Source organism: Lachnoclostridium phytofermentans, from assembly GCF_000733755.1.
GTDB lineage: Bacteria > Bacillota > Clostridia > Lachnospirales > Lachnospiraceae > Lachnoclostridium > Lachnoclostridium phytofermentans_A.
Map to the genome: position 1 here is coordinate 1,127,278 of NZ_JPOF01000003.1, position 13,222 is coordinate 1,140,499.

At 37.8% G+C, this 13,222-nt stretch carries 10 protein-coding genes and 1 other annotated feature; all 10 genes read right to left on the bottom strand.

Annotated elements, in window-relative coordinates; genetic code table 11:
* Positions 1 to 20: 20 nt before the first annotated feature.
* The 10 genes from CC92_RS0110365 to rpmG all read right to left on the bottom strand — a co-directional run bounded on the left by CC92_RS0110365 (position 21) and on the right by rpmG (position 13,075).
* Positions 21 to 3,857 carry a DNA-directed RNA polymerase subunit beta gene (locus tag CC92_RS0110365; RefSeq protein ID WP_029502955.1) on the bottom strand — a complete coding sequence of 1,279 codons (3,837 nt, stop codon included), beginning with the start codon at positions 3,855 to 3,857 and terminating at the stop codon, positions 21 to 23.
* A gap of 979 nt (positions 3,858 to 4,836) precedes the next feature.
* A complete protein-coding gene (locus CC92_RS0110370) occupies positions 4,837 to 7,470 on the bottom strand; it encodes a calcium-translocating P-type ATPase, PMCA-type (protein ID WP_029502954.1) in 2,634 nt (877 codons plus the stop codon).
* Between the two features lie 299 nt (positions 7,471 to 7,769).
* Positions 7,770 to 8,957: an MFS transporter gene (locus tag CC92_RS0110375; protein ID WP_029502953.1), complete on the bottom strand. Its 1,188-nt coding sequence runs from the start codon at positions 8,955 to 8,957 to the stop codon at positions 7,770 to 7,772.
* 609 nt (positions 8,958 to 9,566) lie between these two features.
* Positions 9,567 to 9,932 (bottom strand): 50S ribosomal protein L7/L12, encoded by a 366-nt coding sequence (gene rplL, locus CC92_RS0110380; protein ID WP_029502952.1) that lies wholly within the window; start codon positions 9,930 to 9,932, stop codon positions 9,567 to 9,569.
* A 75-nt stretch (positions 9,933 to 10,007) separates the two neighbouring features.
* The gene (gene rplJ, locus CC92_RS0110385; protein WP_029502951.1) at positions 10,008 to 10,502 is read right to left on the bottom strand and encodes a 50S ribosomal protein L10; all 495 of its coding nucleotides are present in this window, start codon (positions 10,500 to 10,502) and stop codon (positions 10,008 to 10,010) included.
* 32 nt (positions 10,503 to 10,534) lie between these two features.
* Positions 10,535 to 10,679: a sequence feature (ribosomal protein L10 leader region), on the bottom strand.
* Positions 10,680 to 10,795: 116 nt separating this feature from the next.
* A complete protein-coding gene (rplA, locus tag CC92_RS0110390) occupies positions 10,796 to 11,488 on the bottom strand; it encodes a 50S ribosomal protein L1 (protein ID WP_029502950.1) in 693 nt (230 codons plus the stop codon).
* A gap of 58 nt (positions 11,489 to 11,546) precedes the next feature.
* Positions 11,547 to 11,975, bottom strand: a complete 429-nt coding sequence (rplK, locus tag CC92_RS0110395) for a 50S ribosomal protein L11 (RefSeq protein ID WP_029502949.1) — start codon at positions 11,973 to 11,975, stop codon at positions 11,547 to 11,549.
* A gap of 128 nt (positions 11,976 to 12,103) precedes the next feature.
* Positions 12,104 to 12,622, bottom strand: coding sequence for a transcription termination/antitermination protein NusG (nusG, locus tag CC92_RS0110400; protein WP_029502948.1), 519 nt, complete (start codon positions 12,620 to 12,622; stop codon positions 12,104 to 12,106).
* Positions 12,623 to 12,641: 19 nt separating this feature from the next.
* Positions 12,642 to 12,848, bottom strand: coding sequence for a preprotein translocase subunit SecE (secE, locus tag CC92_RS0110405; protein ID WP_029502947.1), 207 nt, complete (start codon positions 12,846 to 12,848; stop codon positions 12,642 to 12,644).
* A gap of 77 nt (positions 12,849 to 12,925) precedes the next feature.
* Entirely contained in the window at positions 12,926 to 13,075 is a 150-nt protein-coding gene (gene rpmG, locus CC92_RS22170; RefSeq protein ID WP_081841852.1) for a 50S ribosomal protein L33, read from the bottom strand.
* Positions 13,076 to 13,222 lie beyond the last annotated feature (147 nt).

The window sequence follows — 13,222 nt, forward strand, 5'->3', positions numbered from 1 at the left end:
GTCTGGCTCTCCCTTCAGTATTATTCTCCGAAATCATCCGACTCACTAAAATCCATTACGCTTTCACTCTCGTCGAAGCTTTCGAATGTGTCGCTTTCTTCCTCCGGATTTACTTCACTGTATCCAGCTTCTTCAAAGCCCTCATCATATCTGAAGTTATCTTCCTCGATATACTGTGTAAACTCTGTTTCACCGTAATCGATGTTTTCTGACATCTTCACTTCATCACCGTTCTCATCAAGAACTGTAACATCAAGTGCAAGTGACTGAAGCTCCTTAAGGAGTACCTTAAAGGATTCCGGAATACCAGGTTCTGATATATTATCGCCCTTAATAATTGCTTCATAAGTCTTAACACGTCCTGTAACATCATCGGACTTCACAGTTAAGATTTCCTGTAAGATATGAGCTGCACCATATGCCTCAAGTGCCCAAACTTCCATCTCACCGAATCTCTGTCCACCGAACTGAGCTTTACCACCAAGAGGCTGCTGAGTTACTAAGGAATAAGGACCAGTCGAACGAGCATGGATCTTATCATCTACTAAGTGGTGAAGTTTTAGGTAGTGCATGAATCCAACGGTTACCGCACTATCAAAGTACTCTCCCGTTCTACCATCACGAAGACGTACCTTACCATCACGGTTAATTGGAACACCTTCCCACTCTTTTCTGTAATCCTCATTTGTTACAAGGTAATCCATAACTTCTGGATCTAATATATCTTTATATTTTGCTTGGAACTCATCTAATGGAGTATTTACATAATCGTTCGCAAGCTCTAAAGTATCCATAATATCGTACTCGTTTGCACCATCAAATACTGGTGTTGAAACATTAAATCCAAGTACTTTGGAAGCAAGACTTAAGTGAATCTCAAGTACCTGACCGATGTTCATACGAGATGGTACGCCCAGAGGATTTAACACGATATCAAGAGGTCTACCATTTGGTAAGAAAGGCATATCTTCAGCAGGTAATACACGAGAAACAACACCCTTGTTACCATGACGACCAGCCATCTTATCACCAACTTGAATCTTTCTCTTTTGAGCAATATAGACACGTACTGTCTGATTAACACCTGGAGATAACTCATCACCGTTTTCTCTTGTAAATACTTTAGCATCAACAATGATACCGTATTCACCATGAGGTACACGCAGGGAAGTATCACGTACTTCTCTTGCTTTCTCACCAAAAATCGCACGAAGAAGTCTTTCTTCTGCAGTAAGTTCTGTTTCACCCTTTGGTGTTACCTTACCAACCAAAATATCTCCGGCACGAACTTCAGCTCCAATACGGATAATACCTCTTTCATCAAGATCCTTAAGTGCATCGTCACCAACACCTGGAACATCTCTTGTAATTTCTTCTGGTCCAAGCTTTGTATCACGAGCTTCTGCTTCATATTCTTCAATATGAACAGATGTATAAACATCTTCTTGAACAAGTCTTTCACTTAATAATACCGCATCCTCGTAGTTATAACCTTCCCAGGTCATAAATCCGATTAATGGGCTCTTACCAAGTGCTAATTCACCTTTCGAAGTAGATGGACCATCGGCAATTACTTCACCAGCTTCTACCCTATCACCCTTCACCACGATTGGTCTTTGGTTAATACAAGTACCCTGATTACTTCTTGCAAACTTCACAAGGCGATAGCTTGACTTAGTTCCATCATCATTCTTTATCACAACTTCACGGGAGGTTGACTTCTCAACAGTACCCGCTTTCTTTGATACCACACATACACCGGAGTCTACTGCTGTCTTTAATTCCATACCAGTACCAACTACTGGTGCTTCTGTAAATAACAATGGCACTGCCTGACGCTGCATGTTAGATCCCATGAGCGCACGGTTCGCATCGTCATTTTGAAGGAATGGAATCATCGCTGTAGCTACAGAGAATACCATCTTAGGAGAAACGTCCATTAAATCCACTTTTCTCTTCTGATAGGATGATGTTTCTTCTCTGTAACGACCAGATACACTCTGGTTTACAAAATGTCCAGTTGCATCCAATGGCTCATTTGCCTGTGCAACAACATATTTATCTTCTTCATCAGCTGTTAAATAAACAACTTCATCCGTAACACGTGGATTATCAGCTTCTGTCTTATCCACCTTACGGTAAGGTGCTTCAATAAAACCGTACTGATTAATTCTAGCGTAAGATGCTAAGGAGTTAATCAGACCGATGTTAGGACCTTCTGGTGTCTCAATTGGACACATTCTACCATAGTGAGAATAGTGAACGTCTCGAACCTCGAAACCTGCACGATCACGGCTAAGACCACCAGGACCAAGTGCAGAAAGACGTCTCTTATGAGTAAGCTCACTAAGTGGATTGTTCTGATCCATAAACTGAGACAACTGAGAACTTCCGAAGAATTCCTTCACTGCTGCAGTTACTGGTTTAATATTAATTAAGGACTGAGGGCTAATTCCTTCTAAGTCTTGAGTTGTCATTCTTTCACGAACAACACGTTCCATTCTGGAAAGACCAATTCTGTACTGGTTCTGTAATAATTCACCTACCGCACGAATACGACGATTTCCTAAATGGTCAATATCATCTTGATTACCGATTCCATACTCTAAGTGCATATTGTAATTGATAGAGGTAAAGATATCATCCTTTGTAATATGCTTTGGAATTAAATCAGTAATGTGCTTTGCTACCGCATCTTTAATTTCATCTAGACTGTTGCAAGAATCTAAAATCATACGAAGTGCTGGATAGTAAACTTCTTCTGTGATCCCTAATTCTTCTTTGTCACAGTCAAGTTCAACATACTCATCAAAATCAACCATCATGTTAGAGAGAACAACGACATTGCGTTCCTCTGCCTGAACTAAGATGGATCTAACAGCTCTATTCTGAATACGAATTGCAAGAGCTTCTGTAATAATTGTTCCAGCTTCTGCTAAGATTTCACCTGTCTCAGTATCAACAACATCCTCTGCTAAAGGGAAACCTACCACTCTATTTTTCAAAGCTAACTTCTTATTAAACTTAAAACGTCCAACTTTAGCAAGGTCATATCTTCTAGGATCGAAGAACATACTATTGATTAAGGACTCTGCACTTTCAACGGAAAGTGGCTCACCTGGACGAAGTTTTTTGTATAATTCAAGAAGACCATCTTGATAATTATCCGATGGATCTTTGCTAAAGCTTGCTAAAATCTTTGGTTCTTCACCAAACATTTCAACAATTTCAGCGTTAGAACCGATACCCATAGCACGAAGCAATACGGTGATCGGAACCTTTCTATTTCTATCTACACGAACATAAAATACATCGTTGGAATCTGTTTCATACTCTAACCAAGCACCTCTGTTAGGAATTACTGTGCTAGAATGAAGAGTCTTACCAACTTTATCATGTTGAATTGCATAATAAATTCCAGGGGAACGTACTAACTGGCTAACGATGACACGTTCAGCACCATTGATAACAAAGGTACCTGTCTCAGTCATTAAAGGTAAGTCACCCATGAAGATGTCATGTTCATTGATTTCTTCCGTCTCTTTGTTACGAAGTCTAACTTTTACTTTCAACGGAGCCGCATAGGTAGCATCTCTTTCCTTGCATTCTTCAATCGAATACTTAACATCATCCTCGCAGAGCTGAAAGCTTACAAACTCAAGGCTAAGATGGTCGCTGTAATCTTCGATCGGCGAAATATCATCGAATACTTCATTTAGGCCTTCCTCTAAGAACCACTTATAGGAATCCTTCTGAACTTCAATGAGATTTGGCATTTCAAGTACTTCTTTTTGCTTTGAATAGCTCATTCTTACGCCTTTTCCAACCTTAATCGGACGTATTCTGTTTTTATCCATTGACGTTTTCACCCCTTGAAATTTTTCTAGTTTTTTTTATATAATCGAGTAATCAGAGATATTCTATAACGCTTCAGTTACATCATCATTAAATTGAATCTAATGTTTCACAACTAAATTAAGATACCGTTTAAAAGAACTGAATCGTAAAATGTCGTTTACCTTGATACTCGTAGCCTCGCAAGCAAGGCAGTACACTTGTTTCACCCTGCATAAAACGTAAGAAAACCCACAAAATATTGAGTTTTCCATGATTTCCAAAAGCACATTTTGTGTTTTTTATGAATTATGCAATAAATTTTCTTAAAAACACTTTGCATTTTGAACTTTATGTGTTATAATATATACAAATGGGCATATAAAACCACAATAGTGCACATTTCATATTATCACAGTATAGTCAAGCTGTCAATAGTAAATTGTACAGCTTTTTTATATTTTTCATAAAATATCTGTAAAGTCCGATATTTACAATTTTTCCCTACTATTTAGGGGGATCCCCTTAGTTTTCACTGACTATGATCAAAACCGAAACAGATTTCCAAGAAGGTATCAACTTATAGAAAACGGACAAAAACTAGTATTTTTTCTAGTATAACCATTTATTGGTTCTTCATTCATTCTTGTCATAAAGCTAAGTTCCCATTAATTATGTAATTTATATCAATATATCAATATAAAAAGCAGGATGAAATCATCGTACCTCTATTATCTTACAAATAGGGGTATTTTAATTTTCGTCCTGCTTTACTATATTAACCTTTTCTAAACTAACTTCTTTTACTATCTTTCTTTTATAACCTTTCCTTTATAACCTTTCCTTTATGACCTTCCCTTTATGACCTTCCCTTTATAACTTTTCCTTTAACGACTTTCCTTTATAATTTTATTTTTATTAGCTTCTATATAAAACTAATAACTTTTTGCATCTTCTTACGAATAATTCAACCACAATTCTAGTCATTCTAAATATACGATACTATTTTCTTTCTTTGACTCTTCGTATCGCTTTCACTATCTCGACTACCGGAATTATGGTAATTGCAAATAGAATTGCAACTCCAAATTCTTCTATCCTAATTTTAGTGAAGCCAAATGCATCCCTTAGGAAAGGCACATAAATTACTGCAGTAGTTAAAACAAAGGATAGCGCAATTGCACCTAGAAGATAAAAATTTTGATAAGTCATCTTAAATATTGACTTATTCCTTGATCGTAAGTTGTACGAGTGTATTACTTCTGCTAAAGACATGGTGAGAAAAGCCATTGTCATTCCGTCACTGCTGCTTGCTATCTCCCATTTTCCACTTTCCATATAGTGACCAACAAAATAGGATAATAATGTTATTATAGTAACATAACATCCCTGATAGATAACATCAAAGCCAAGCCCTCCAGCAAAAATTCCTTCCTTCGCATCTCGCGGTTTTCTTTTCATTACATCTTTCTCGCCGTGCTCCATACCTAAAGCTAGAGCAGGAAAGCTATCTGTAATCAAATTAATCCAAAGTAGATGCACTGGTTTTAAGATTGTAAATCCAAAGATTGTAGCTACAAAGATAGCCAATACCTCACTTAAATTAGAAGATAATAGAAACTGGATGGACTTTCGAATATTATCATAGATTCTTCTACCTTCTTCTACTGCAGCAACAATCGTAGCAAAATTGTCATCTGCTAACACCATATCAGCAACATTTTTAGTTACATCGGTACCTGTTATCCCCATACCGACACCAATGTCAGCACTTTTAATAGAAGGAGCATCATTTACACCGTCTCCCGTCATAGCAACTACCTTTCCTTTTTCTTTCCAGGTCGTTACGATTCGAACTTTATGTTCTGGCTGTACGCGGGCATAGACGGAATAAGTTTCAATCGCTTGAGAGAATGTCTCATCGTCCATTTCAGATAGCATAGCACCTGTGATAGCCTCAGAAGCATCCTTTATAATACCAAGCTCTTTTGCAATAGCAACTGCAGTATCTCTATGGTCGCCTGTGATCATAATAGGGCGTATTCCTGCTTCCTTACATTCTTTTACGGCAACTAATACCTCTGGTCGAACCGGATCAATCATACCGGTTAATCCAATAAACACAAGTTCTTTTTCTAATTCTTTTTCCTCAAACTGCGTTAGCTTCTCAGAATAGGTGCGAAAAGCAGCTGCCAGAACACGCAAAGCCCCATCTGCCATTTCTTTATTTACCTTTAATATTTCACATTTTATCTCTTCTGTCATCTCGGTCACACCATCAGCAGATAAATAATGATTACAGCATTTTAGCACTTCATCAGGAGCACCCTTTGTATATTGGATATATTCCTTCTCTTTTTGATGCACTGTTGTCATCATCTTACGAACTGAGTCAAATGGAGCTTCACCAATTCTTGGCTGATCCTTTTTTAGCTCACCTTTAGGCAACTGATTTGTGTAAGCGTAGTTGACTAAGGCACATTCTGTTGGCTCTCCGATTGCCTGATTATTTTCATCCAGTTCAGCATCGCTGCACAAAGCCATTGCTGTTGCTAAAAACGCACGATCATTGGTATATTCTTTCACAACGGTCATTTTATTTTGAGTAAGTGTTCCTGTTTTATCAGAACATATAATCTGTGTACTACCGAGGGTTTCCACTGCTGTTAACTTACGTATCACGGCATTTCTTTTTGACATATTGGTTACCCCAATAGATAACACAATTGTAACGACCGTTGCAAGCCCTTCCGGTATTGCTGCTACAGCCAAACTAACCGCTACCATAAAGGTATTGATTAGATTTTCACCTTTTAGGCTACCACTACGAATTAAGCTGAATGCAAAGATGAAGATACAAATACCAATCACAAGAAAACTTAGAATTTTACTTAACTGGGATAGTTTCAGTTGAAGCGGGGTTTTCCCTTCCTTTGCATTTGCTAAAGCGTCTGCGATTTTCCCCATTTCTGTATTCATCCCGGTACTAGTAACAACAGCCTTGCCTCTTCCGTACACCACAGTACTTCCCATGTAGACCATATTTTTACGATCACCAAGTGGAATGTCTTTCTCCCCATTTAGAGACAACGTTTGTTCTATTTTATTAACCGGGACACTTTCACCCGTTAGAGCCGCTTCCTCTACCTTCATTGATGCGTTTTCTATGATACGCGCATCTGCCGGAACCGCGTCACCTGCTTCAAGAAGGATAATATCACCTACGACTAGCTCCTCGCTTTTTACAGAATATTGAACTCCTTGGCGTATTACTTTTGACATAGCTGCTGCCATTTCTTTTAGGGCTTCAATTGCTTTCTCCGCCTTATTTTCCTGATAAACTCCTAAAATAGCATTAATGATAACTACTGCCATGATAATAATTACATCCGCAAATGACTCACCTGAATAAGCAGCCGTAATACCAGAGACAATTGCAGCTACTATCAATATGATTGTCATCGGTTCAAGTAATTGTTTTAGGAAATGAACAAGCAAAGATTCCTTTTTCGCTTCTTTTAGTACGTTTTTTCCATTCTGTTTCAGCCTATTTTCAGCTTCCTCCTTCGTTAGACCTGTAGCATTACTTGAGACTTCTTTCATAACCTCATTGGTATCACTCAAATAGAAGTTCATTCCACTTAGCTCCATTCTCTTATATTCTTTATTACTCTTTCATATTATAATCCTATTTTTACCATATCATAGCAGAAAGATTCTGTAAATATAATTTATCTCTGTTTTCTCTTTTTATGATAAGAAGATATTTTTCATAAAATACTCCTCCCTATTATTATCAAATCATCCTACTCAATAACTTGTTTAACATAGAAAAAAGAGCTTCTTTGACTAATGATATCTGCTCACAGTCAAAAAAGCTCTTTCTCATTGGAACACAACCCTTATCTATACTAATATTCCAAATATTTTATTTTCTATTCTACTACACTACGTCGATAATTTATAATCGCAAAAAGTACCATGAAAACAGTACTAAACAACAATACCCCAATCGCTCCAGTTAAACCAATGGCATCTGCCACAAACCCAACAATTTGAGGAGCTATAATTCCACCAAGTGCAGCAATCGCAAGGAGCATTGACATTCCAGAAGGACTTCCCTTTATAATTGCACCGGCATTAGCAATACAGGTTGGATAGATGCCCGCAAAGAAAAATCCCAACAAGACTATAGACAAAGTGATTACATTAACATTCGTTGTTGAAATTAACAAACCAAAAAAGCCAGTTGTTAATATACAGTAAGTTAATATTAATGTCTTCTTTCTTACCTTAGAAGATAAGAAAGCGGTCATAAGGCGTCCCATCATGACTGCCAACCATGTATATGATACTAGATTAGTTGCCAACTCATCACTCATAATACCAGTATCCTTAAAATAAGTGATAAACCATCCATTCACGCAGTTCTCAAGTCCTAGATAGAAAAATAAAATCAAACCTATTACATAAAAATCCAAACTTTTGGAGTAAGACCGATTCGCACTTGACTGATCTTTCTTTATTGCTTCACTCTTTCCCTCTTCCCATGGTATTGGAATAAAGAACAAAAGAATAATGGTAAGTGCAAATAACGCTACAATAGTATACCCCAAATGTCTCCATGTTAGTTGGTGGCTAATGTAAAGAGAACTAAGGAAAGGAGCTAAGAAAGCACCAAAGGCAAATGCCATATGCAAAATATTTAACATTGAGCTTTTTCCCTCGGCACGTTCATTCACTACTGTATTATTAAAAATACTTACAGATCCGCGGCCTATCCCAAGAAGTATAAAACTTAGATATAACACCGGTATAGCAGGTATCCCCATAATAACAATTAAGCAAATCGGTATAAAAAAAGACATAACAATAATTGTCTTTTTCCTACCAAACTTAGCGATAATTGGCGGATTAACAAAACTTGCGAGAAGATTACCAATCGCAAATGCAGATAATAAACCACCAGCAATACTAAAACTTAAATTTGCCTCTTTAATCAGATAAGGTAAAATCGTACCCACCATTAAAACCATCATACCATTTACAAAAAAAGTATAATAGCAAGTTAGGAATACAAAAAAACGTTCGAATCTACTATTTTTTTTAACTAAATCAAACATAATATCCTCCATAGCATATTCAATTTAAAATGCAATCATTTCAGAGTTGAATATGGTATTTATCTATAGTTGAAAACTCCATCTTTCAACTTAATTATTCTTCCTACGTATGTTCAACACGCAATTAACATATCTGTGCAATCTTTCTACACAATGATAATGTTTCGAATTATGTAACATATTCGAGTACAAAATTCAAGTATCTCAATAAGTGCCCGGTAGGGTTACATGTATGATTATTATTCTATCAAAACACTATAAATATTTCTCTCCATGTAAAAAAACCACTCCAATCTGTTTGCTACTCATCGTAACCCACACACGGAGTGGTTTCATTATTTTTAAGTGATAGAAAACCGAAAGCGAGATTCATCCTAGGATGCGTCGCCACCTGTTCTCTAACAGAAAGGATTTAAACAGTAAACTGTCGCTTCCAATATATCAAGAGATGCCAGAGGATACTCGTAATTCACTTGTCAGCTACGCTGACAAAACGCTATTTACTCGTAACCCATTAGCAATTCGTTGCTATTTCAGTGGGAGTGTTCCCACTGAAACATGCAAGTCTAACCCCCGCTTAATAGCGGGAAACTTCCTCGATGGTTTAAATTACTTAAGAGTAACTTTTGCACCTTCAGCTTCAAGCTTAGTCTTGATATCTTCAGCTTCTTCCTTAGAAGCAGCCTCTTTAAGAACCTTAGGAGCGCCATCAACAACGTCCTTAGCTTCTTTTAAGCCTAAACCAGTTACTTCACGAACAACCTTGATAACCTTAACCTTGTTTGCTCCAACGTCTGTTAACTCAACGTCGAATTCTGTCTTCTCCTCAGCTGCTTCTGCTGCTGGGCCAGCTGCTGCTACAACAACACCTGCTGCTGCGCTTACACCGAATTCTTCTTCACAAGCTTTTACTAAATCATTTAACTCTAATACTGTCATGCCCTTAATAGCATCGATAAATTCTTGAGTTGTCATTATTAAATACCTCCATTTAATTATTGTTTTTACGTTCTATTAACTCTAAACCGCAAGGGATATAAAGTTATTATACTAAGCAACTTCTCCATTCTTCTCTGCGATCTGCTTAAGCACACGAGCGAAGTTTGTAATTGGAGATTGAAGACTTCCAAGTAACTTGGAAATAAGAACTTCTCTTGATGGGATAGTAGCGATCTTTTGAACGCCTGCTGCATCGTAATAAGTTCCTTCTACTACACCAGCTTTTAATTCAAGCTTGTCTGCTGTCTTTGCAAACTCTGCTAAAACTCTAGCTGCGGATGTTGCATCCTCAGTACTAAAAGCTACTGCTGTAGGTCCTTCTAAATGTTTGTCTAACTGAGAGAAATCAGTTCCTTCGAAAGCCATCTTAAGATATGTGTTCTTGTATACTTTGTATACAACACCAGCTTCTCTTAATTTCTTACGAAGAGCTGTATCCTGCTCTACAGTAAGACCACGGTAATCTACGATAACCGCTGCCTTAGCATCTGCAGCATAAGCTTTGATTTCATCAATGATTGGTTTCTTTAATTCAACCTTTGCCATTCTATTACACCTCCTTATAGATTCTGTATAGAAGACGGAATAAAAAACTGCCTCCTGCGAAAACAGGAGGCAGATTATTAGTCTAGCATATTAGCTTGATTAATCTATTCCTCGGTAGGCGGTCACACCTTATGCCATCGCGGCACCTACTGTCTTCGGCAGTTTGTGAGAATTAAGCTTCTCACGAGCTTTTTGAGTATAACATAAATCTATTCGTGTGTCAATTACCAATTTTATTTTGCCTAAGCTGTAATATTTGGGAGTTATCCCACTTTACAGTATGAACGAATAAATTATGCTAATTTACCTGTGTTAAGCTTGATTCCAGGGCCCATTGTGGAAGCGACTGTTACGCTTCTTAAGTACTGTCCCTTAGCTGCAGCAGGTTTAGCCTTGATAATTGCACCCATAAGCGCTTGGAAGTTGTCTGCGAGTTGTTCTTCGGTAAAGGAAGCTTTACCAACTGGCACGTGGATAATGTTTGTCTTATCCAATCTATATTCGATTTTACCGGCTTTGATATCATTAACAGCCTTAGTAACATCCATAGTAACTGTTCCTGCCTTAGGGTTTGGCATTAAGCCCTTAGGTCCAAGTACACGACCAAGACGACCAACTACACCCATCATATCTGGTGTTGCAACTACAACGTCAAATTCAAACCATCCATCGTTCTGGATCTTTGGAATTAACTCATCGCCACCTACGAAGTCAGCTCCTGCTGCTAAAGCTTCATTTACTTTATCGCCTTTAGCAAATACAAGAACTCTAACTGTCTTACCTGTTCCGTGTGGTAATACTACCGCACCACGAACCTGCTGGTCAGCGTGACGTCCGTCTACACCAAGTCTGATGTGTGCTTCGATTGTCTCATCGAATTTAGCTACTGCTGATTTTTTTACTAAACTGATTGCTTCCTCAACATCATATTGAACATTTCTGTCGATAAGCTTTGCTGAATCAGTATATTTCTTTCCTCTTTTCATGATTTACCTCCTAGTGGTATTATCGGGATTGCCCTCCCACATCTATATAAACATCGTGTTAGTCTTCAACTACTGTGATACCCATACTTCTTGCAGTACCAGAGATCATGCTGATTGCTGTCTCAATGTTTGCTGCATTTAAATCTGGCATCTTTAATTCTGCGATCTTCTGAACTTCAGACTTCTTGATTGTAGCAACCTTAGTCTTGTTTGGAACTGCAGAACCGGACTTTAAATTACAAGCCTTCTTAAGCAATACTGCTGCTGGAGGAGTCTTTGTAATGAAGCTAAAGCTTCTGTCCTGATATACAGTGATAACAACAGGAATGATCATACCTTCCTGATTTGCTGTTCTAGCATTGAATTCCTTTGTGAACTGTACAATGTTTACACCGTGCTGACCAAGTGCAGGACCAACAGGTGGTGCTGGTGTTGCCTTTGCAGCAGGAATCTGTAATTTAATATAACCTGTAACTTTCTTTGCCATGATAGCATACCTCCTAAAATTGTGGTTTTACCGGGAGTAATAGACTTATTGTCAGGACTACCTGCTTGCTACTTACCCTCCCACTGTCCGCGTCTTACGCGAACTTGTTAACATTACCTTAAAGTTTTTTACTTTTCAACCTTTACATCCGTAAAACTGATCTCAACAGGTGTCTCTCGACCAAACATGTCAATGTTAATGGTAACGATTTGTTTATGCTCGTTAATTGCTTTGATCACACCCTGTGTATTTTCCCATACACCAGATACTACTGTTACGGTATCGCCTACCGCAAAATCAATTACCATTTCATCTTTCTTAATTCCCATGCTCTTCATTTCGAAGTCAGTGAGTGGTACCGGTTTTGATCCCGGACCTACAAATCCAGTTACTCCTCTGGTATTACGAACAACATACCAAGTGTCATCATTCATAATCATGTTTAATAACACATATCCAGGGAACATCTTCTTCTGAACTTTTTTCTTTACACCGTTCTTCACTTCGATAACATCCTGCAAAGGAACCGAAACTTCCAGTATCTGATCTTGAAGCTTTCTGTTTTCGATAGTTTTCTCAATGTTGGCTTTTACCTTATTCTCGTATCCCGAGTAGGTATGAACTACGTACCAATTAGCATCTGACATATCATCACCCTTATCCTAGTTAAAGTATTATCTTGATTCCAAATTTTATAATCTGGTCAACAACTCCAATAACTATCGCTAAAATAGTGGATATGACAACAACAGCTACGGTTTGCTTCGCAAGTGATTCTTTGTCCGGCCAAATGATCTTTTTAAATTCTGACTTAAGACCCTTGAACCAGCTCTTTTTTGGAGCCTTTTCTAAAGTATTTGCAGTATCTCCCATAACTTCACTTTCCTTCCTTGTAAAAGGTTTGTCATCTCATAGGACGAATAAAGCTTTCCATCCATCATTAGACATTATTACTTAGTTTCTTTGTGTAATGTGTGTGATTTGCAGAATTTACAATACTTCTTGGTTTCCATTCTGTCAGGATGATTTTTCTTTTCCTTTGTAGTGTTGTAATTACGCTGTTTACATTCTGTACATGCCAATGTAATTTTTACTCGCACAACTTCCACCTCCGTTAATTTTCTGTGGTGAATAAAGCATCTTTGGATCTTGAATATGCCGATTCAAAAACCTTGCCCTATTCTTGCGTTAACATGTAACTGCCCTAGCCAAAAGCCAGAACCGATACAGGTCTTCACTGTTTTTAG

What these genes read in the sequence shown, in the direction of transcription:
- CC92_RS0110365 (WP_029502955.1), bottom strand. Translation starts at nt 3,857, where the DNA reads ATGGATAAAAACAGAATACGTCCGATTAAGGTTGGAAAAGGCGTAAGA.
- CC92_RS0110370 (WP_029502954.1), bottom strand. Translation starts at nt 7,470, where the DNA reads ATGAACTTCTATTTGAGTGATACCAATGAGGTTATGAAAGAAGTCTCA.
- CC92_RS0110375 (WP_029502953.1), bottom strand. Translation starts at nt 8,957, where the DNA reads ATGTTTGATTTAGTTAAAAAAAATAGTAGATTCGAACGTTTTTTTGTA.
- rplL (WP_029502952.1), bottom strand. Translation starts at nt 9,932, where the DNA reads ATGACAACTCAAGAATTTATCGATGCTATTAAGGGCATGACAGTATTA.
- rplJ (WP_029502951.1), bottom strand. Translation starts at nt 10,502, where the DNA reads ATGGCAAAGGTTGAATTAAAGAAACCAATCATTGATGAAATCAAAGCT.
- rplA (WP_029502950.1), bottom strand. Translation starts at nt 11,488, where the DNA reads ATGAAAAGAGGAAAGAAATATACTGATTCAGCAAAGCTTATCGACAGA.
- rplK (WP_029502949.1), bottom strand. Translation starts at nt 11,975, where the DNA reads ATGGCAAAGAAAGTTACAGGTTATATTAAATTACAGATTCCTGCTGCA.
- nusG (WP_029502948.1), bottom strand. Translation starts at nt 12,622, where the DNA reads ATGTCAGATGCTAATTGGTACGTAGTTCATACCTACTCGGGATACGAG.
- secE (WP_029502947.1), bottom strand. Translation starts at nt 12,848, where the DNA reads ATGGGAGATACTGCAAATACTTTAGAAAAGGCTCCAAAAAAGAGCTGG.